This is a genomic window from Massilimicrobiota sp. An142 (genome assembly GCF_002160725.1).
GTDB lineage: Bacteria > Bacillota_I > Bacilli_A > Erysipelotrichales > Coprobacillaceae > Allocoprobacillus > Allocoprobacillus merdigallinarum.
On the sequence record NZ_NFLD01000004.1, the window covers coordinates 35,560 to 56,540 of the forward strand.

Annotated in this window: 19 protein-coding genes; 6 read left to right on the forward strand and 13 right to left on the reverse strand. The window is 27.0% G+C overall.

All coding sequences use genetic code 11. The features are described 5' to 3' along the window. Positions 1-139 precede the first annotated feature (139 nt). The gene (locus tag B5E87_RS02635; RefSeq protein WP_087243398.1) at positions 140-1,306 is read right to left on the reverse strand and encodes a MerR family transcriptional regulator; all 1,167 of its coding nucleotides are present in this window, start codon (positions 1,304-1,306) and stop codon (positions 140-142) included. A gap of 192 nt (positions 1,307-1,498) precedes the next feature. Here B5E87_RS02635 and B5E87_RS02640 point away from each other — a divergent pair, with 192 nt between their 5' ends. Further along, the gene (locus tag B5E87_RS02640; protein ID WP_087243399.1) at positions 1,499-1,822 is read left to right on the forward strand and encodes a DUF2589 domain-containing protein; all 324 of its coding nucleotides are present in this window, start codon (positions 1,499-1,501) and stop codon (positions 1,820-1,822) included. Positions 1,823-2,251: 429 nt separating this feature from the next. Here the strand turns inward: B5E87_RS02640 and B5E87_RS02645 are convergent, their stop codons facing one another. From B5E87_RS02645 to B5E87_RS02670, 6 genes are all read right to left on the reverse strand, one after another. After that, entirely contained in the window at positions 2,252-3,238 is a 987-nt protein-coding gene (locus B5E87_RS02645; RefSeq protein WP_087243400.1) for a glycosyltransferase family 2 protein, read from the reverse strand. Beyond that, positions 3,213-4,226 (reverse strand): glycosyltransferase family 2 protein, encoded by a 1,014-nt coding sequence (locus B5E87_RS02650; protein WP_158095527.1) that lies wholly within the window; start codon positions 4,224-4,226, stop codon positions 3,213-3,215. The genes B5E87_RS02645 and B5E87_RS02650 overlap by 26 nt, the downstream gene beginning before the upstream one ends. A gap of 266 nt (positions 4,227-4,492) precedes the next feature. Next, positions 4,493-5,905, reverse strand: a complete 1,413-nt coding sequence (locus tag B5E87_RS02655) for an oligosaccharide flippase family protein (RefSeq protein WP_342670393.1) — start codon at positions 5,903-5,905, stop codon at positions 4,493-4,495. A gap of 947 nt (positions 5,906-6,852) precedes the next feature. Beyond that, entirely contained in the window at positions 6,853-7,308 is a 456-nt protein-coding gene (locus tag B5E87_RS02660; RefSeq protein WP_087243403.1) for a hypothetical protein, read from the reverse strand. Between the two features lie 515 nt (positions 7,309-7,823). Then, positions 7,824-8,360 carry a VanZ family protein gene (locus tag B5E87_RS02665; RefSeq protein ID WP_087243404.1) on the reverse strand — a complete coding sequence of 179 codons (537 nt, stop codon included), beginning with the start codon at positions 8,358-8,360 and terminating at the stop codon, positions 7,824-7,826. A 404-nt stretch (positions 8,361-8,764) separates the two neighbouring features. Beyond that, positions 8,765-9,202 carry a hypothetical protein gene (locus B5E87_RS02670; RefSeq protein ID WP_087243405.1) on the reverse strand — a complete coding sequence of 146 codons (438 nt, stop codon included), beginning with the start codon at positions 9,200-9,202 and terminating at the stop codon, positions 8,765-8,767. A 657-nt stretch (positions 9,203-9,859) separates the two neighbouring features. Between B5E87_RS02670 and B5E87_RS02675 the strand changes: the two genes are divergently transcribed. After that, on the forward strand, positions 9,860-10,309 hold the full coding sequence (locus tag B5E87_RS02675; protein WP_087243406.1) for a LytTR family DNA-binding domain-containing protein: 450 nt from the start codon (positions 9,860-9,862) through the stop codon (positions 10,307-10,309). 45 nt (positions 10,310-10,354) lie between these two features. On the opposite strand, the gene B5E87_RS02680 is transcribed toward B5E87_RS02675, so the two are convergent. The 4 genes from B5E87_RS02680 to B5E87_RS02695 all read right to left on the reverse strand — a co-directional run bounded on the left by B5E87_RS02680 (position 10,355) and on the right by B5E87_RS02695 (position 14,219). After that, complete coding sequence (locus tag B5E87_RS02680) at positions 10,355-10,834, reverse strand: hypothetical protein (RefSeq protein WP_087243407.1); 480 nt, start codon at positions 10,832-10,834, stop codon at positions 10,355-10,357. Positions 10,835-11,020: 186 nt separating this feature from the next. Next, positions 11,021-11,212 carry a hypothetical protein gene (locus tag B5E87_RS14960; protein ID WP_087243408.1) on the reverse strand — a complete coding sequence of 64 codons (192 nt, stop codon included), beginning with the start codon at positions 11,210-11,212 and terminating at the stop codon, positions 11,021-11,023. A 135-nt stretch (positions 11,213-11,347) separates the two neighbouring features. Beyond that, positions 11,348-12,775: an LCP family protein gene (locus B5E87_RS02690; protein ID WP_087243409.1), complete on the reverse strand. Its 1,428-nt coding sequence runs from the start codon at positions 12,773-12,775 to the stop codon at positions 11,348-11,350. A 31-nt stretch (positions 12,776-12,806) separates the two neighbouring features. Beyond that, positions 12,807-14,219 carry an LCP family protein gene (locus B5E87_RS02695; protein WP_087243410.1) on the reverse strand — a complete coding sequence of 471 codons (1,413 nt, stop codon included), beginning with the start codon at positions 14,217-14,219 and terminating at the stop codon, positions 12,807-12,809. A 328-nt stretch (positions 14,220-14,547) separates the two neighbouring features. Here B5E87_RS02695 and B5E87_RS02700 point away from each other — a divergent pair, with 328 nt between their 5' ends. The 4 genes from B5E87_RS02700 to B5E87_RS02720 all read left to right on the forward strand — a co-directional run bounded on the left by B5E87_RS02700 (position 14,548) and on the right by B5E87_RS02720 (position 18,930). Next, positions 14,548-15,165 (forward strand): sugar transferase, encoded by a 618-nt coding sequence (locus B5E87_RS02700; protein WP_087243411.1) that lies wholly within the window; start codon positions 14,548-14,550, stop codon positions 15,163-15,165. Beyond that, complete coding sequence (locus B5E87_RS02705; RefSeq protein ID WP_087243412.1) at positions 15,165-15,953, forward strand: NAD-dependent epimerase/dehydratase family protein; 789 nt, start codon at positions 15,165-15,167, stop codon at positions 15,951-15,953. The genes B5E87_RS02700 and B5E87_RS02705 overlap by 1 nt, the downstream gene beginning before the upstream one ends. Next, positions 15,943-17,151 carry a glycosyltransferase family 4 protein gene (locus tag B5E87_RS02710; protein WP_087243413.1) on the forward strand — a complete coding sequence of 403 codons (1,209 nt, stop codon included), beginning with the start codon at positions 15,943-15,945 and terminating at the stop codon, positions 17,149-17,151. The genes B5E87_RS02705 and B5E87_RS02710 overlap by 11 nt, the downstream gene beginning before the upstream one ends. Positions 17,152-18,279: 1,128 nt before the next feature. Then, complete coding sequence (locus B5E87_RS02720; protein WP_143746862.1) at positions 18,280-18,930, forward strand: glycosyltransferase family 4 protein; 651 nt, start codon at positions 18,280-18,282, stop codon at positions 18,928-18,930. A 492-nt stretch (positions 18,931-19,422) separates the two neighbouring features. On the opposite strand, the gene istB is transcribed toward B5E87_RS02720, so the two are convergent. Both istB and B5E87_RS02730 read right to left on the reverse strand, forming a co-directional pair. After that, positions 19,423-20,148 (reverse strand): IS21-like element helper ATPase IstB, encoded by a 726-nt coding sequence (istB, locus tag B5E87_RS02725; RefSeq protein ID WP_087243416.1) that lies wholly within the window; start codon positions 20,146-20,148, stop codon positions 19,423-19,425. Then, the gene (locus tag B5E87_RS02730) at positions 20,145-20,828 is read right to left on the reverse strand and encodes a Mu transposase domain-containing protein (protein WP_143746864.1); all 684 of its coding nucleotides are present in this window, start codon (positions 20,826-20,828) and stop codon (positions 20,145-20,147) included. The genes istB and B5E87_RS02730 overlap by 4 nt, the downstream gene beginning before the upstream one ends. Positions 20,829-20,981 lie beyond the last annotated feature (153 nt).

A 20,981-nucleotide genomic window follows, 5' to 3' on the forward strand; every position in this document is an offset into this window, starting at 1 on the left:
TCAGCTGCCAGGCTAAATATATCTTATCATTGGAGGTTTTTATTCACAACGCTTAAGCTAAAATCTTACCACGCGCATAGCACGTGGTATTCACTTCGTTAATAAAATATAAACCATGACGTAACGTCATGGTCAATACCTATTTTTGACAAATAAACATACCAGCATCTTTTGTAATATAGAAATGAGAATGTGATGATAATTTACGATCAAGGAATTTTTTAAAAGCCATATAATCTTTAGAAATATACTCACTTTGATTGCCATGACAAGATAAAATGTAATTAGCAATATCATCCATATTATCTACTTCTAAATGATCTTCATATTTTTCTTGTTTAACTTCAGTAAAATATTTCAATAGAATATCTTTACCGTTATCTAATCCAAATACGTCATATAATTGTCTATTTGATAATACAATCTTAGGGTTATATTCTTTGACCAAATCTGTAATTTCTTTCATATGTTGACTACCATACGTACTGCAATACAAATAACCTCCTGGTTTTAAAATTCTTTGAATCTCTTTCAATGCCTGATTTAAATCCTTCAAATAGAAAAAAACATGATTTGCTATCACTATATCAAACGATTCATCTGGATAAGGGATATTTAAACAATCGAAACATTGATAATTGATATCTGATATATTTTCAAGATTCTTTTTAGCATCATCAACCATGCCTTGTGATATATCTGATAAAACAATATGTCCTTGAATCAATTCTTGATTTTCTTTCCATAATTGACCATTCCCACAACCAATTTCTAAAACACAACTGTCTTCATGTAAGCAATAATAAGAAAACAACCAACGAAACCAAGATATTGGATTTATAGAATATTTATCATGCAACCTCATTCTAATATCAATATTTGTCGCATTACGATACTGCTCTACAAGTTCTTTTTCCATTTCATCCATTTGGATATTCTTCATAAACTCGGACCATTCTATTTTTTCATTGTGAATGAGAGTATTTTGTGCTTCCTGTAAAAAAGATTGCATAGATTGCAATGTTTCTATTTTTTGTTGAATCAATTTCATTTGTAAGTCTAAGGACTGTTTCAAAGATAAATAACTATCATTGGCTGTCATTGCAAAAATATCATCTAAAGAAAATCCTAAATATTTTAAAGATAATATTTTTTGAAGCTTTTCAAAGTCTTTATCAGTATATAAACGATACCCATTAGTATCAATTAATGATGGTTTTAACAATCCTTTTTTATCATAATAGCGAACTGTCCTTATAGATATACTGGCTTTTTTAGCAAATTCACCTGTTTTATAATAGTTCATTTTTCTCACATCCTCAGTATCATTTTTATTATATCACTATTAAAAGTTTTATCACAAGTATATTAGTTTCATCTATACAAGTGATGATGTCTAAGCCAAAGGAACTCTTATTGAAATATTCAATATATTTGATTACTATCTATTGATTGTTTATAATATATTTAAGTATAAGTAATGAGAGGATAATGAAAAATGTCAATAAATAGTCAATTTAAAGGACTGGATACGGAAGAATTGATTGGTAAACCATTAAAGGCTAAAGATGATGCTAAAACAATATTTGAGCAAACAGAACACATTCAAGAAGTTGAATTTGAAAAACAAAAGGAAATCAGAAATGATCAATTTGATTATACAAAAGAAAATGAAAATTCTGATGAAACAATTATCAATAAAGATATAAACATCGATGCTCCATTGCGTACAATTGTTCTAATTCCTCATCTACAAATCAATCCAAATTATGTTGAATTTGATATGGAAATCAAAGAAAGTAAACCAGATGAGAATTCTTAATGATAATGTTTTCATTTAATATATGAAATAAGAATTTCAAAGTGCTTGAGTTCACTTACAATCAATAAAAACCACTCAATATCAGAATAGATAATCTCTATAATAAAATTGGAGAGTAACTGAGATTCAACTTAATTCCTCCTCCAATTTTCATATACAAATGGTCATATATTATTGTCATCTCATATTTTAAATTCTCACATACAATCATTTCCATCAAACTCAAAACAATTCTGTATTATAAATCATCAATATGTACTATAAATCATCAATATATAAAATCTATAACAAATAGCTAAACTAATTATCTTAATCATTTTAAATGAGCACCGTTTCATCATCCTTAAAAATAACACTATTTTTTAACGTTAATTCCCAAAGACAGGACTTACAGATATTGTAGAAAAGAACAAAGTATTCTTCAAAATTTCACCTTTTAAAAATATGTATTAATTTTTTCATATATTTTAAAAGTAAAATACTATATTTTCTTAAATTTGGAGATATAGAAAATAAAAACAACTCAATACATAATCTTAAATTCCTTTTTTTAGAATACTTCTTTTTGTAATATTTTATTTTCTCTTTAATGAAATCTTTATCCCATCTTTCATCATCATAACCATTCATCAATTTATAAATAATCTCATTAATAGTTGCATCTACACATTCACCCCATTGTTTTTGTTGATAAAAACGAAGTCTACTTTCTAATGCATCTATAATATCAAAATGATCATAATATATCCCCTTTATTCTCGTTATACTCATATATGATAATCTATAAAAATATAATTTAGTATTTAAACAACAAATACTATTCACATTTTCATATAACAAATGAAATATAAAAGCATCTTCATGTATTTTTCCCTCTTTAAATCGTAAATGTTTAAATATATCTTTATGGTATAATTTTCCCCAAGAAGGTATGAATAAATAATGATATGATTTTCCTAAAGATTTTAAAACATCGGTACCACTTAAAAAAAACAATTGATATGAATCAATATATTGATCTGTAATTTCATCATCATGAACATATTTTAAATAATCACATACAACCATATCTACTTGATACATTAATATTTCTTTCAATAATAATTCTAAAAAGAACTTAGAAATAGTATCATCAGAATCAACAAAAGTGAGATATTCACCATTCATATGATTTAATCCCACATTCCTTGCAGCAGATAGACCTAAATTTTTTTGATGAAAAACTTTAATTCGAGAATCCTTTTTTGCATATTCATCACAAATATCACCACTTCCATCAGTACTTCCATCATCAATAAGCAAAATTTCCATATGACTATAAGATTGTAATACAATAGAGTTTAAACAATCTTTCAAATAGTCTTTAACATTGTATACAGGAACAATTACACTAACTAAAGGTGTCTTGGTTTTCATTAGGAATTTTTCTTAATAATATATAATGCTTAAAGATAAAAAAGAACAGAGTAGGACTTATTATGTAAATGAAATAGCCTATTTTCATCTTCCAAGATAGATAATAAAATGCTGCAAAAGAACTATACTGATGAACATATGTTTTTAATCTATTTTTATTTTTATTCCAAACCTTATAATTGTTTAAATATAAATGCGACGACAAAACTAATACTTCTTGTAATATAAAAGATTTAGAATACATAATTTCTTTTTTCATATCATAATGTTGATTATATTCTTTTAAAAGCTGCAAAATTTTTTCATGTATCTCTATGGCAGAAAATCTCCTCTCATCAAATTGACTTCGTGTAAGAGAATTATCAGATGGATAAATGTGATATAAAACTTGCTTAATATTGCCTACTTTTTTAGCATGTTGATAAGCATGTACCAGAAGCATATAATCCTCTGTATAATAATAATAATGATAATTTTCTAAAAGAAACTTTTTAAATAAATTTGATTGAAATACACGTATACATAAAGAGCCAATATACCCTTTATATCGTGAAGAAACTAAATGCTTTAAATAAATAGAAGAATCAGTGTCATAAGGTAAAAAATTTTTTTTGGCGTCTTTACTATAAAATCCAAATTCCAAAATATCATAATCTTTAATATTTTGATCTATAATCTTTAAATATTCCTCTGTAATACAGTCATCTGAATCAACAAATAATATATATTCCCCTTTAGCATTCTCTATACCAATTTTTCTAGCAATATAAGGTCCGCTATGTTTAATTTTTAAATAGTGAATATGAGGTGATAAATAATTTCTAATATGCTTTTCCGTTTCATCAATTGACCCATCATCAACAATAATAACTTCAAAAGGAATATTAAATATCTTTTGTTTAAGAATACTATTTAAACATCTATCTATATATTTTTCACGATTATAAACAGGTATTATAAAACTATACTTTATTTTCATCTTAACCATACATTCCTTTCCGCCTGAAGCTGCAAGGCACACATAGTCATGAAAATCAAACATTTCTTTTTATCAAAGTAAGTGTTATAATATGTGTGGTTATATAAGCTTCCCGGCATTAATTTCAAATTTACCCATCGATTTGTATCTTAATGTGCAGGTGTGCTACTTGTTTTTAGATGGGAATAAAATTTTTTTGGCTCTTTTTAGAGTCCTTTTTGTGTTTCAACACATCCAATTTTAATGCTTTTTTAGTATTTTCAGATTATACCTCCTTATTTAATATTTTTAAAATTAAAGAAACTAAGAAATGTATAAATAACAAATCCTATACTTACTGATAAAATTAAAAATTGCCAATTCTCTCCATAGAATAAAATTTGATAAACAATTAAAAACATGACTATTCCTGAAATAATATTTCTAAAAACATATTTAAATACAACTTTCCATTCAAAATTATTTTTACATAATATAAACTGAACAATCAAAACAGAAAGTTCTGCAAGTACAGTTCCCCATGCTGCTCCTAGAGCATACCAATAACGGATTAAAAACATATCTGCAACCAAATTTACAATTCCACCTACAACTAAAGATAATATCCATATATTATCCTTTTTATTTGGTAATAAATATCCATTTCCAATCACATTAGAAAAACCAATAATTGGTAATGTCAAAGACAAACATTTAACTATGTCAGAAACTTTATAAAAATCTATTCCAAAAAAAAGTTCAACAAATATATGACTTATGGCTAATAATCCAAAAAAAGAACCTATACTTAAAAATGTATTTAATTTAAACATTATATTTATATATTGATTCTGTTGTTCATACTGCTTTTGATGCGTAACATGTGATATTCTAGGCATCATAACTGTTGAAACGACACTAAATAATGCAACCGGTATAGCAATAATTCTTTCAGCATAAACATAAAATCCTAATTCTGCATTTGTAGACATAATACCTAGTAACGTTTTATCCATTTGATGATATATATTCATTGCCACTATAGGTACAAATAGTATTATCATTTGTTTTAAATGATACAAAATTTTTCTATAGTCAGGTTTTACAAATGTTATATATTTGGTTAAAGCTATCCATGTTAATAATTGACCTATTAATAAAGTAGATGCATTAATAAATAAATATAATCCTATATCTAGATGACTATGAACAAATAAAAATATAAGTATAATACAACATACTTTCATCAAAACATTTCTAAAAATAGTAATTTTAAATTTTTCAATACCTGCATAAAACCAACTAATATCAACAATAGTTGCTAAAATATTTAATGAACTTATTAAATATAAAATTTGATCATTTTTAGTATAAAAACAAAAAAATAAATATATGACGAATATAATACTTCCTACAATAAAATGAACAAAAAATATATCCATAAAAATTTGACTAAGCTTGTTTCGATCATTTCTCACAAATGCAATTTCTCTATTTCCATATACAGAAATCCCTAAAGAGGCAAACAATAAAAAATAATTATTAATATTGGATATAAAAGATGTTCTTCCAATATTTTCAGGGCCAAAAATTCTTGCTAAATATGGAGATAAAATAAAAGGAGTAATCATCATAAAAAATTGGTATCCCATTTGATAAATTAAATTTTTTTTAACAGAAATATTTTTCGCCCCCCCTTGTTTAATTATTTTCCTTTATAACTGCGAATAAATAATTTTAAAGGACTTTTAAAAAACTTTGATTTATTTTGTCAACTCTCGATATAGTTTCTCGCTAAGTATGACACATAATTTTCTTTAAATACATTAGATATACCTTTCTCTAAATCATTGATATTTAAAACACTACTAACTTCAACCAAAGATTATTTAATGAATGTATTTTAAATTTTAGTTATTCATTTTCCTATTTTTGACAAACTCAAAAGATATAACAACTTGATGATTTTTTGACAATCTGATTCCAAACTTATTCTATTCATAAATGTTATACCTCTCACTAACCAAGTTCTTGCCCCAAACTAAGTTCGCTCAACATATTTGTGAATGACTCCATTAAGCTTTTTTACTTAATCAAGTCCAAAAAGAGTATCACCAGAGCAACCATTCTTATCACATGAAACTGTGATACTTTATGTAGTGGTTGTCATGCATGTCACAATATCCTGAATTCATAAAAGTTGTATAGTATACATCAATACAATATCAAGAAATGACAGAAGAATTTATAAGAGGCTATTCAAGAAAAGGGATACCATGGGTATATCTTGAATCATTTCATGCATTAATCAAGAGAGAATGGTTAAAATTCTATAAGATTAGAAATTATGAAAAAGCATATCGATTGGTATTTGAATATATTGAAAGATTTTACAACATGAGTAGAATATATGCTCATTGTGAATGTCATTAACCAAACAAATATCAAAAAAACAAGAGTCAACACAAATCAACTCAAATAACTTTTATGATAAATTCTGCAATTAAAGTTATCATATACACATATTAACCCTCCTTTGATAATGAGAAATCATATTTCAACTTGTTACAACTTATAGACTATCACCTAACAGTTTTACTCCCATAAATAGAATGATCAAAAAAACAGCTACAATAGTCATCAAAGAAAGAAAACATTACTGATAATCTTCATTGTAAGTTGAATAAATCAATGCAATAAGCTCCAAATCGCTTCTAAAAAATCGCACTTTATCTTGTCCAATCCAAACAATTTGTCCTTGCCATGTACAATGTTGTCTATACATAACCTTAACTGTAAAAATGTTTTTACTTTCCATCGGAAATTTCAATGATTTATCCAAATATCTTTCAAAATTACCTGAATTTAAATCTTGATATTCTAATGGAATATTGATTGATTTATAATCTGAGACAAAGCTTCGATTTTTTTTATCATATTTTGGAATATTAAAATCTTGCATGATTTTGTTCATAATAAGGACTAACTCTGTTAAATCATGAAATTGTACGCTTTCCTTTAAAACTGGGCTATGCAGATCTCCACATATTTCACATTTTTCATGTGGAAATATTGCAATTATAAAATACATATCTTTTGTAACAAATGACATTTTTCCCAACTCCTCTCAATATAAAGTAAAAAATGAACGATAAAGTGAACATTTTCGAGCGTTATTTTTTACATGATTTTTTGTATAAAATCTTACATTTTTATTAGTTTTAAGCCCTTTTTGAACTCAATTTTATTATAAAATCTATTGAACGATAATGTCAACTTTTTGCATGCAAAATTATAAATTCACATCTCTGTGTGACTGCTCGTATGACCACCTTAGAAATGTATTTTGAAAGATACATAATATTTTAACTACCTGCCGAGAATTAATTTCACTATTTTTCACTTACCTTTTACTTCATTATCTTCCCGTATTTGAACATTTGAAGCATTCATATATCAATAAAATAAAATTATTTATTTTATTTTTCAAGAACAAAACAGATTATATATTGACTTATTTATTTTATATAAAAACAACTTTTCTATCTTCATAATTCATAACTTTATTATTGATTATGCAAGCTGTCAAATAACAAAAACAAAAGGTAAGAATCACATAATTCTTACCTAATTAATTTCATATGCATCTTTGATTAAACCTTTGTGTTTTTGATACTTCGTCATAATTGTATACATAATGCAATAAATCACAAGGGCTGCTAAAATACCTAACATCGCTCCTCCTGTATCAATTAAACAATCTGTAAAACTAGCTCCTCTACCATCTACAAACATCTGATGAAATTCATCAGATAAAGCATAAATAAAACAAAATAAAGCAGATATAAACATTCTTAATGTCATTTTCATATTAAATGTAAATAAAACAATCATAATGTTTATACTTAATATAAAATAGATACTCATATGAGCCAGTTTTCTAAAAAACAATTCTATCAAAGCATAATGTTCTGGAGTAATAGATATTCTTAAATCTTTACCTGTAAAATGATAAACAGCTTTATTAAAGACCTGTACACAAAAATCACTCAATTCATGCGATGAAACACCCGTATCCATTGAAAATCTAAAGATGACAATCATCCATATTAATGTTGTTAATATTGCAATAATTCTTAACCTTACTTTTACTTTGGGATTCATTATATCCCTCCTATCTTGATAGCATTATAATGATCTTTATCATAAATATCAAGAAATTTATTCTTAAGAATTTCTTAATATGAATCATATAATATTATTTTCTATAAAGAGGTATTAAAAAAGGATAAGTCAATATATTAAATACTCTCCGTGAATATATAATGAATATGAAAGAATTACTTGAAGACTTAGTCGTACATCAAAGTCATTAAGTTAAGATTATAAATCAAGGTAATCCAAATCTCCACGAACCCGTATTTTTTTGGATTACCTCTCAATTGAATCAGTACCTTAACTTAACCATTAAATCCAATACCCCTTTAACCTAATGACATTGCTCTTCTGTTTTGTTTTTTTATTTGAAAACTTATAACACATTTTATCATGTAAATAATAATTAAAAACTATAAAATAGAGTTAATCATTTTCAATAATTCTAAAGTGCTTCTAAAATACTGTGTTTCAGCTTGATTAATCCACTGAACTTCTCCTTGCCATGTAAAATTCTGATAATACATCACTTTAATCAAAAATACATTTTGACTTTCTTTAGGATAATATAAAAAAGCATTTAAATACTCTTTTATATTATCTTGATTGATTTGTTGATAAGATAAATTCTCTACAATATTTTGGCTTTGTGTTAAAAATGTTCTCATATTTTCCAAATCAAGAATATGCCATTCCCTTATCAACTGATCCATTATCAATACTAATTGTGTTAAATCATGAAATTCAAGACTATTTTTTAATAATGAACTATGCAAGTTTCCATATACTTTTTCATTTTGAGAAGAAAGTATAGAAACTGTAAAATACATATTTTTTTGAACCATAAACATATTTAACTCCTTCCTATACATCATAAAAGTCGAACTATAAATTAGCTATTATCATCCTATAAATTTATAATAAAAACAAGCTTTAAAAAATGAAGAAGTCTACATTTTTTCTTTCCCACTTTAGTATTAAAAATAGTAGATATATAACATCACCAAAAAACGACTTATGCTTGATGGCTATTTTCCACTTATTTATAATCATTTTAAATTCGTAAAATTCAAGGCATTTACCAACGTTCAATACAAAGTAGTACTTTGTTTTTTTTGCGTAATCACTTTAAAAAGCATTTTAACAAATATCCTATATTTTAGTAATCCAACTAAAGTTAATCTCATTCTTTTTCTAAAATTTTTTATATTATAGAAATTATTTCAAACATTTTTTTATCTTCCAAATTATATACTTCTTTGGTTAGTAGCAGTAATGTCTTCTTTTTATCTTTATTTGATATTCTCTTATTCTATTTGTACAATATGAGACAAAATCTATAAAACTAAATCGACAATAAAAGTATCTGATCAATAATACTTTTGATTTTTTGTATATCCATATCCAAAATTTGTAAAATAAACATGAAATGTGCAAAAAACTCATAGATTTATCAAACAACTCATGAATTCCCTTAAAATGATATAAATCATTTTAAGGGGGAAAAAATGAAAATTACTTTTAATTTTGACAGAAATATTTCTAGAAATGAAATTATATTATTTATTCATCCTAACTATAAAAATATATGTAAAAACTTTAAAATAAAAATACGAGAATCCTTTCAGCTCATTCAAGTCTACGATGATCAAAATAATATGTATCCTATTCCTTTGATTTCCATTCTCTATATTGAAATCGTTGATCGAAAAATATTTGCATATACACAAAATCAACAATATATATTACATATGACATCATTAAAAGAATTTCAAAGAAAAATCAAAAGTAAAGATTTTTATAGAATCACTCATTCTGTACTTGTTAACAAAAATAGCATTGTCTCTATTAAAATTATTGGCGATAAGAAACGATTGATATTATTGACAAATAATGAACATTTACAAGTCAGTAGAGAATATGCTGATAAGAGTGATCATCTTGTACTCAACTTGTAACAAAAAGCAACCATTGCATGAAGGTTGCTTTATAGTTATCTTTGATTATGCACTAAAAAATTCATTTTCACTTTGCATAATATAGTTTTGAAAAACATTCATATCATGACTCTGATTCCATTTCTCCAACATATCAAAATAAATATCATCCTTATCATAGTGGATAGTTTGTGGACTTTTATCTAACATCTGCAAGACTTTACCTATGTTTTGACTATTTGCAAGTGTATCTTCTACACGATTTTGTAAGATTGTCAGATAAGTAATGTCTTTGATAGCAGAACTGATTTGCTGATGAATATTATTGATGTCTTGATCATAAGCACTAATTTGTTTTTTAATGTCTTCTATTTCCATTTTTAATCTAGAAAAAGAATCATAATCTGGTCTTTGCTCATGAATATATTGATCACTTAAATCTCTTCCACCTGACCATAAAGCTAATTCAGTTTCAGATAAAACATTAAGAGATTCTGCCAATTTATCAGCAAACTGTAAATAATATTCATTGGAATTTCTAACCACTGTTCTGATATATTCCTGTTTTTTGTCATCTTCTAAATTCTGATAAATATTCTGGCATATAAGTCTTTATTCTTCATCCTGGCAATATTTATTCCAAAATCGATCATTCACATCAAACATTTTCTCTGCTTCATTATTTAACTCATCTTATCTCATGACCCCTTGAGTAAGTAAATTTCACACTTCCTACGCTTCTTTATCTGTTAAATGAAGTTTTTCTTTAAATTGGTCATATGAAGGATGTTTTGTACAATGATCCTTATAGACATTTTGAAATTGTTGAACATCATATTCTTCTCCACTTATTTTTTCATATAAATCTTCTCCTTTATTTTTGATTATCAATGATATATCTTTGATACTACTATCATAAAACAAAAACCTCATGCATATAGCATTTCTTGTCTTATTATACAAATTTCATGATTAAACAACAAAAATCTTCATTTCATAAGATAAAAAAAATCACTACAGATATTAAATCTCCATAGTGATTGTTGTACATATTCTCTTTTATTGTTCATTTAAAACACTATCAATTCTTTCTTTGACTGCCTGTAATTCACCATCAGCAGGATAGAAGTAATATTGATAATAATTTGTTCTGACTTCATCATAATGCCATTGGTATTCTCCCTCAATAGAGTGATTTTCCATTGTTTGAAGTTGAGGTAATAAATCAACAACAAGCTGAAAAGCTTTATAAAAGTCTTCTTTAGGCAGATTCGTTGTAAAATTATTTTCTAAAGATTCAAAGACACTCATGGCATGATCATAAGTTGGTTCTTGAGCAAATTTTGTAAATATTCCTTTGATTAATTCCATTTGCTGATATCCTCTTGAACGTTCATTTAATGGAAGCATTTTTCTTGCTCTTGCAAACATTAAAGCTTTCTCTCCATCAACTTCATTATAGCCTTCTGTAAAATGATAGCCACCTGCATCATATGTATAATGACTATAAACCTGAACACCACCTAAAGCATCAACCAAATCAGTTAATCCTTCAAAATTAATCTTTGCATAATAATTGATTTCAATCCCCAACTTATCTTCAATACTAGCAATAGAGGATTGAACACCGCCCCACCATCCACTATAAGATAATTTACTGCTAGCATCTTTACATGGAATATAAACAAATAAGTCTCTTGGAATAACCTGCATATTGACTTTTTTGGTATTAGGATTAACAGTTAATAAAATATTAACGTCACCCCTACCTGTTGAATTAATATTTTGTCCTGATGATAAATCAGCTCCCTGAAAATATATAGTAAAAGGTTCTTTTGAAATATCAACTGCTTTTGTTGTGGCAGTTTCCATAGGATAATCCTTAGATAAAATAACTTTAATTTGTTGATTATAATTTTCATCTATAACTGATAAATCACTTTTTCCAATATTTGTTAAAACCAAAAGATCTACTTTTTTATTTTTTAAATCATTATAAGCTTTTTCCATATTTTGATACGGTTTTTCTTTTTTTACAGACTTAGTATGTTCTTTCAATATTTCTGTTGATTTCTTATATGCCTGATCATCATCTTGGCTGTAAGCTAGAACCAGATCAGAAAAAGATTGATCTTGAGTAATATCTGAATCTTTTAAAGCAACAATTTCAACCGTTTCTACTTCATTTGTTTCTGTAACCTTATTTGTAAAAGTCGTTACCCTATTCACTGCAAGTACACCTATGATTAAGCATATACAGATAACAAGCTCCAAAGCAAGAGATATCTTAGGTATCTTATAATGAGACAAACCAAGCAATGCAATAATGACAGTAAAAGTAATCAATCCAATTACAAAAGTCACAGTTGGTAGATAGATAAAAACTTGTGAAAAACAATATATTCCTAACATGAAAATGAGTATCAGTAATACAAGTGTTATTTTCCCAATAACTGATGTTCTGATATATTCTAAATACTTATTCATATTCTCCCTCCATTAATATACTCAAAATATATTAATTATTACCTTGTATTTCTTTTATCTTTGATACACATTGATTAACACTTTCTTCATCTGGAATCATATAATATAATCGATTACCTGGCATATATGCCCCACCAGTTAACATAGCTCCATGACCCTGTAATTGAATTTGTTGAATATCCCAGCTCGCCATGTCATTTAACTGCATTCTAATCAAACTTGTTATTTCATCAGATGTCATATTTGTTTCAAATGAACCATCAATATTTTCTAATATAGATGAATAATTTGTAATAATCGCTGGTGACATCATTTTATTAATCATTGCTTCTAATACTTTTTGTTGATTTTGGACTCTATGATTGTCCCCATTCTTATATGAGTATCTCTCTCTAGAGAATGATAAAGCTTTTTTTCCATCCATATCATTGATACCTTCATGAATACCTAATTTTGGAATATCTTGATCCGAATAAACCTCTATTCCACCTAAGGCATCAACCATTTGAATCAATGATGTAAAATTCACTCTGGCATAATAATTAATATCAATTCCCAAGAAATTTTCTAAAGTTTTGACTGAATTTTCAACTCCTGCAAGTCCTGCATGTGTCAGTTTATCTTTTTGTCCCATATTTGCAAGAGTGACATAATAATCTCTTGGAATACTTGTCATTAATATTTTCTTGCTTTGAGGATTGACAGTCACAATCATATTCACATCTGATCTTGAAACTGTAGATACTGGTCCTGTTGTATCAATACCACTAATAAAAACATTAAATGCATTTTGTGTCACACTCACATCTTTAGAAAAATCTTCAACTTCTTCTGTGATTTCATATGTATATAAAACTCTTGTCTTTTCATGAAAATCTTCATGAATTTCATCAAACAATGCTGATTGTGCTTCATTCATATAGATACCAGCTGTTTTTTGATCATATAAATCATTAGACATTTGTACATAATCTTCTTGCCCTTGAATTGAAAGATCAACTTCTTTATTTAATGCATCTATTGCTTCAGCCATATGTTCATCATTCACATTAGCTTCAATACTTTGATTTTTTAAATCACTCAGTTCCTGATATGAACTATCATCTAATACATATAATGAAATACGATTTGTCTGTGTATGATCACTTGTTAAACCTTGGATTGCACTATTTCCTTGTGAAACTGCCATACACCCAATCACTAACACAATACTTATAACAAGACTGATGATATGACTCACGATTAATCTTACTTTTTGTGCATTTCTCATCAAAAAGAAAATACCAACACCAAGTAATATCTCAATCACTATAATCATAGCAATATACATCATAGGTAATACATTCAATTGTATTAATAAAACTGCCAATACAATTGATATAATCACTTGTATGATAAGCATTATTTTCCATCTTACAATCTTATCTATTATATTTTTTAACATGACTCATCCCTCCTTAAGTCATATAAAAGTCACATCAACGACATTTTATATGAAATCATGCGCCTTTATCATATAATATTTGGCTTTATATTTCAATAAGTACATATTAGCAATTCCATTGCTTCATCAACTATCTATACAATAAAATCAAATATAACTTATAACTCCTATTTATATAGATAATCAGCAATTATCCTTTACACCTTCCCTCAAATATATATCTATTATATCAAATTTTGCCAATAATCGAAATGTTATTGAGCTATTTTTGTCATTATGCCTCCCTAAAGGATAATCCGCTATTATCCTTTATAGAGGGAGTGGATATATGTATAGAAATTGTATAAAAAGAATACTGGATTTTATACTGTCACTATGTGGACTGATTATTCTTAGTCCTGTTTTTATTATTCTTTGTATATGGATCAAACTAGATTCAAAGGGACCGATTCTTTTCAAGCAGAAAAGAGTCGGCAAAAATAAAAAGTATTTCAACATATATAAATTCAGAACCATGTATACAGATACACCAAAGGACATGCCAACACATATGTTATCTAATCCTGATCAGTATATAACAAAAGCTGGTCATTTTCTTAGAAAGACATCACTTGATGAACTGCCACAGATTATTAATATCCTTAAGGGTGAAATGGCAGTAATTGGACCTAGACCAGCATTATGGAATCAGGATGATCTTATCGAGGAAAGAGACAGATATCATGCCAATGATATCAGACCAGGACTGACAGGATGGGCACAGATCAATGGTAGAGATGAGCTGGAAATCGATGTCAAAGCAAGACTGGATGGAGAATACGTAGAACGTATGTCTTTTTTATTTGACTTGAAATGCTTCCTTGGAACAATCACATCAGTATTGAAATCTGATGGTGTTGTTGAAGGTGGTACAGGTGAGCTTCACAAAAGGGATGGTGAAGCCTAATGAAAAGAATATTGATTACAGGTGCCAATAGCTATATTGGGACCTCATTTGAAAAGTATATGAAGGAGAACTATCCTGATGACTATCAGATAGATACACTGGATATGTTGAATTCTGACTGGAAGGATTATGACTTTAGTGGTTATGATACAGTCTTTCATGTGGCTGGAATTGCTCATCAAAAGGAAACTAAAGAAAATGCATATTTATATTATGAAGTCAATAGAGACTTAGCAATTGAAACAGCAAAAATATCTAAAAATGCTGGTATTAAACAATTTGTTTTTATGAGTTCTATGAGTGTTTACGGATTAGATTGTTCAGATGAATTGATTAACTTGCAAACACCCACACATCCAAAAACAAATTATGGTAAGAGCAAATTGGAAGCCGAAATGGAAATACAGAAATTAACTGATAAAGATTTTACAGTTTCAATTTTACGACCACCTATGGTTTATGGAGATGGTTGTCCAGGGAATATTACTAAATTATTCAAAGTAGTAAGAAAAGTCCATTTGTTCCCTACTATAAAGAATGAAAGAAGTTCTATAACAGTAGAAAAGTTATCTGAAGAAGTTAAAAACATTATCGATGAATGTTTTAGCAAGATATATTTACCACAAAATGATACATATATGTGTACTTATGACATTCTAAGAAAACAAATGATGAAAGAGAATGTAAAAGTATTATTTATTTCAATATTTAATCCATTAATTAATATTTTGATTGGTAAACAAATTTTAATAACGAAAGTGTTTGGAGATTTAAAATATGAAAAATAAATCAATTTTATTTGTGTGTCAATATTTTTATCCTGAAAAAGTCTCTTCAGCAGTCTTACCATTTGAGCTATCATCAGAATTGGCTAAATACAATTATGAAATTAAAGCCTTGGTTGGTTATCCACATGAATATACTGAAAATCGTTATGTAAAAAAAGTTGAAAATATTAATGGGGTTTTTGTAAAGCGTCTTAAATATCTTTCTTTTAAAAGATCAAAAGTTTTAGGTAGATTAATAAATTATTTTTCGTTTTGTATTGCCGTTCTATTTCATCATAAATATTTTAAAAATATAGATTTTTGTATTTCTTATACAAATCCTCCATTATTACCACCTATAATAGCATGGTTATCAAAAAAATATAAGTTCAAATATATTTTTGAAATATATGACTTATATCCTGATACAGCAATAAATGCACATATGATTTCAGAAAAAAGCAAAATTACTAAGATGTTTAATTTTTTAACAAACTATGCCTTAAAATATGCTTATATAATTATTGTTCTATCACAAGAATGTAAAAATTATTTGTTACAAACTAGACAATTAGATAGTAAAAAAATAGAAATTATTCCGAATTGGTATAAACAACAGAATATAGAATTAAAAACATATCCTAAGAAAACTTTAAAAATACTATATGGTGGAAATATGGGAATTATGCAGGATATGGAAACAATTTATAATACTATCATAAATTTAAAAAACAACTCAAAGTTTGAGTTTATTTTTGCTGGACATGGTACTAAAAAAGAAGAGTTAATTAATATTATTAAAGAAAATCACATTACTAATTGCAAAATACATGATTTCTTACCCAAAAATGAATATGATCAACTAATGGATAGTGTAGATTTTGCTTTTGTAAGTTTGGAAAAATTTGGTGTTGGTCTAGGTTCTCCAAGCAAATTATATGGATATCTTGCAAAGGGTATCCCTGTCATTGCAATTATTGATTCTAATACTGATATTGCTAAAGATATTAATCAATATAAAAATGGAATATTAATAAACAATGGAGATTACGACTGTTTAGTCAATGGATTAAATTATTTTTATAAAAATCAAAATAGTATACTAAACATGCATTATAACGCCATCAAGTTATTCAAAGAAAAATATACATTAGAGGTTATTACTAAGCAATTTAAAAATATACTAGAGGATAGGTATGAAAAAGAAGGAACCATTTAAAGACAAAATTTTGTTAATAACCGGTAGTACTTACTCCATTGATAATACAGTATTAAGCAAGAAATAAATATAAAAAGTAATGATTTTCAAGAGAGATGAACCGAAAACGTGATAACATGAGATTTAAGTATCAATCAAGGTGTTTTGATACTTATCATAAATTCAAACTCTACATTAGAAATATTAGTAGTATAAGAATGTTATGCAAGATATAGCCTTTTTTTCTTGTAGTATAATTGAAACAACTTACTATGTGAGTTCTTCCAAATTAGAGCACTATAGGAAAACACTATAGGATGGACTTATTTGAAAAGATATTCAGGAAAAAATATTATTAATACGTATAATAAAAAATTTGAATAGCTTGAATATAGATACTAAATCACTACAATTGATAATTATCAATCCACTGGGTTATTTTATTTATATCTTGTAAGAACCAATAACATTTCATTAGAGCAAAGAAATGCTGTTATTGTAAAAACAGCAGAAAAAGGAATAAGTTGCAATGTTCATTATAACCCTTTAACAATACTGAAAGTATATAAAATCTTGTATTTGACATTAAAAATTATTCAAATGTCTATAAATGTTTGTCAATGATATAACATTTCCGTTACATATAAAACTAATTGATAAATATGTGGAGTATGTTATTTATAACTTTAAAAATGTAATATTATAATATTAAGAAAATGAGATGATTTGCCTAATTATATAAAAACAGGAGGTTGAAATAAATAAAATGAAAATTATGTTGATTTCTCCTACAAAACCTATTGGTGGAATTTCAAGTTGGACAAATAATATACTAAATTCTAAGTATAAGTCAATGTTTGTATTAGTTGATTCTGGTAAAAAATGCTCAAAAAATCTGTTTGTTGTAAAATTATTTGATTTACTTGTAACACTTAAAATTATTTTCTATTGTTTGTTTATGAGAAAATTTGATATAGTCCATATCAATACTTCGTGCAGTTTATTAGGTATGTTAAGAGAAATAATTTGGATAATGATTTTAAAACTAAGAAAAAAAATCATATTTATTGAATATCATTGTGATGTGAATATATACTGTAATTCATATTTTAAAAAAAGTTGTTAAAACTTTTAGCAATTAATGCTAATATGAATCTTGTATTGAATGAACAATCATATATAAAAATATGTAATTTTAGTCCCAAAGTAGAGATTTTTCCAAATTTTATTCCTGAAAATCAATTATTAGATTATGATTATGAACCATCGACTGAAATTAAAGACATATTTTATATAGGCAGGATATCTAAAGATAAAGGAAGCGAAGTAATATGCAAAATTGCACTAAAGATGAAAAATGTCAATTTTCATCTTGTAGGACCAAATGAAGAAAATTTTTCTTCGAGATTGACCAATGTTATAATTCATGATTCTATTCCTAAAAATGAGGTTGTTGAATTTATAAAAAAAAGGGCAGATCTTTTAATCCTACCAAGTATTGCAGAAGGATTTCCAATGGTATATCTTGATTCTATGAATTCAGGTGTACCAATAATAACTAATAATGTTGGTGCAGCATCAATTGTATTTAAAAATCAGTTTTTAAAAAATTATACAATTGTAAATAATAATAATATAGATGAGTATATAAAAAAAATACAATTATTATGTAATATAAATATTAGAAAAGCAGTATCTAGAAAAAATCATGAAAATTTAATTAAAAATTATACTGATACAGTATGTCTAAAAAAATTAACTGAAATGTACCTAGATAGTTTGAAAAATGATATCAATTAAATATAAAAAATTGTTCTTGTTCACGATTTTTTCTACTATTATTACAACAATATTGTATTTTTTATTTAGAACAAATGATTTTTTTGTTAAGAATATATTTTCAATAATGTGTTTTCTATCTGTCATTTCATATATTTTTTACAGTAAAAAAATATATGGTAAAATTATTAATTATAATTCTATACTTATTATATGTCTTTACCTTTTTTCTATGATACATCAAATAACATATTTTTTCGGACAAAATTCTTATTTTTCGTATTATGGTTCATTTAATATTTCTAGGTATGGTGATGCTTATTTATACTCATTGTGGTGTATTGATTATTCTGCTCAAGTTGACCAATCATTCCGATTAGGCTGACCAACTATTCCGATATCCCTGATCAACCAACATTGTTCTCGACATTCTGATTATCCGGACCAGCTATTCCGATGAATCTGATCAATAATGAAATCCTGATTATTGTTTAATCAGGATCCTTTTATTTATTATCGACTTCTCATTGATTTATCACCTAGTATCTTTATTGTATGTGATTTTGGTACGATTCTATCAAGTATGGCATCAGCTAATGCACCACCTCCTAGCTTGCTATGCCATCCTCCTACATCAAATTGTGAACATAATATTGTTGAATGTATTCTATATCTTTTCTCTAATACTTCCAATATATCTTGCTGTTCAATGTTGCTTGTATTAACTAACAGCCATTCATCAAGAATAAGAAGATCGCATTTTTCATATTGTTTGATTTTATTTTTATATGTTCCCTGTATTCTTGACAGTTCTAATTCGGACAATAAATCTGGCAGTCGAATATATTTGACTTTCAGTCCACTATTACATGCTTCAACTCCAAGTGCACATCCAATATATGATTTCCCGCTTCCAGTTGCACCAATCACAATGACATTGATATGATCATCAATATAACTGCATGTTGAGAGTTTCATGATGAGTTCCTTGTCAAGCTCTCTATCAGGGTAATACTGTATATCTTCCAACGCTGCATTCATCATTTTTATTTTTGATCTTCTTTGTATACCTGTGACAAGATTATTATATTTGTCATTGACTTCTTCATCAACCATTAATGCCAGTCTTTCGTCAAATGAAAGTTCTTTGAAAGTTTGGTTGTTACACTGTTCCTTATAGATTTCAGCCATCTTATGTAATTTTAAGCTTAATAGCTTTTCGTATGTTTGATTAATCATTTTCTACCTCCATAATAATCCGCGCCTCTTAACAGTGCGCCTTCATTGTCTTCTTTTTCTTCTGCTGGTTTATTATTTTTATCTTGTAGATAATCCAGATATGATTTAAAATTCTTGTAGCTGCAGGTTACTCGCTTTTCAAGTATAGATTTTGATACTTCTTCTATCAGATCTGATGGATATCTATCGCTAAGTTTTAAAATTGACATACATCTTTGGTACATTTGTTCCTCAATTTTAACACTTTCAAGATTCTGAGTAATGATTCTGCAGGTGAATGGGCCTATTCTTTCAGCCCATTTTTTAAATCTCTCACCATTCCATTCAGTATAAAGCTTATGATGGTCAGGCATGTGATCTTCAATTGTAGAATACTGATTGACTACCCCATTCAATCTAGGATGGCTGGCAATTCTAGAACCACGATGATAAATTTCGATCATCTTTCTAGAAGCGCGCACATCTACCTTTTCTCGGAGAAATCTATAGGGGACAGAATAGAAATTCTTTTCGAAGCTGATATGGTAGTTATAGTTGACGATAGCTTTCTTCCATTCTGCAAATTCATAGGGAAACTCTGGAAGTTGTCTTAGACAGGGAAGCTCTTCGTTTAAATAAACAAAGCTTCTACTGTATTCTCTCTTTTGAAATGGTTTTCTGTTGATTTTATCCAGTTCCACCAATATGCATTCATTTGCTTCTTCTATGCTTGAAAATCTATAATTTCTTAATCTTGCAATAATCTGAGTTGTAAGAATACCAACACTGGATTCTACAGATGCCTTATGCTTATTATCTTAAATTTAAGATAATAAGCATTATCTCTAAAAAAA

Excerpts from the sequence above, each read along its gene's own strand:
- B5E87_RS02635 (WP_087243398.1), bottom strand. The coding sequence starts at position 1,306 with ATGAACTATTATAAAACAGGTGAATTTGCTAAAAAAGCCAGTATATCT.
- B5E87_RS02640 (WP_087243399.1), top strand. The coding sequence starts at position 1,499 with ATGTCAATAAATAGTCAATTTAAAGGACTGGATACGGAAGAATTGATT.
- B5E87_RS02645 (WP_087243400.1), bottom strand. The coding sequence starts at position 3,238 with ATGAAAACCAAGACACCTTTAGTTAGTGTAATTGTTCCTGTATACAAT.
- B5E87_RS02650 (WP_158095527.1), bottom strand. The coding sequence starts at position 4,226 with ATGGTTAAGATGAAAATAAAGTATAGTTTTATAATACCTGTTTATAAT.
- B5E87_RS02660 (WP_087243403.1), bottom strand. The coding sequence starts at position 7,308 with ATGTCATTTGTTACAAAAGATATGTATTTTATAATTGCAATATTTCCA.
- B5E87_RS02665 (WP_087243404.1), bottom strand. The coding sequence starts at position 8,360 with ATGAATCCCAAAGTAAAAGTAAGGTTAAGAATTATTGCAATATTAACA.
- B5E87_RS02670 (WP_087243405.1), bottom strand. The coding sequence starts at position 9,202 with ATGTTTATGGTTCAAAAAAATATGTATTTTACAGTTTCTATACTTTCT.
- B5E87_RS02675 (WP_087243406.1), top strand. The coding sequence starts at position 9,860 with ATGAAAATTACTTTTAATTTTGACAGAAATATTTCTAGAAATGAAATT.
- B5E87_RS02690 (WP_087243409.1), bottom strand. The coding sequence starts at position 12,775 with ATGAATAAGTATTTAGAATATATCAGAACATCAGTTATTGGGAAAATA.
- B5E87_RS02695 (WP_087243410.1), bottom strand. The coding sequence starts at position 14,219 with ATGTTAAAAAATATAATAGATAAGATTGTAAGATGGAAAATAATGCTT.
- B5E87_RS02700 (WP_087243411.1), top strand. The coding sequence starts at position 14,548 with ATGTATAGAAATTGTATAAAAAGAATACTGGATTTTATACTGTCACTA.
- B5E87_RS02705 (WP_087243412.1), top strand. The coding sequence starts at position 15,165 with ATGAAAAGAATATTGATTACAGGTGCCAATAGCTATATTGGGACCTCA.
- B5E87_RS02710 (WP_087243413.1), top strand. The coding sequence starts at position 15,943 with ATGAAAAATAAATCAATTTTATTTGTGTGTCAATATTTTTATCCTGAA.
- B5E87_RS02720 (WP_143746862.1), top strand. The coding sequence starts at position 18,280 with ATGAATCTTGTATTGAATGAACAATCATATATAAAAATATGTAATTTT.
- istB (WP_087243416.1), bottom strand. The coding sequence starts at position 20,148 with ATGATTAATCAAACATACGAAAAGCTATTAAGCTTAAAATTACATAAG.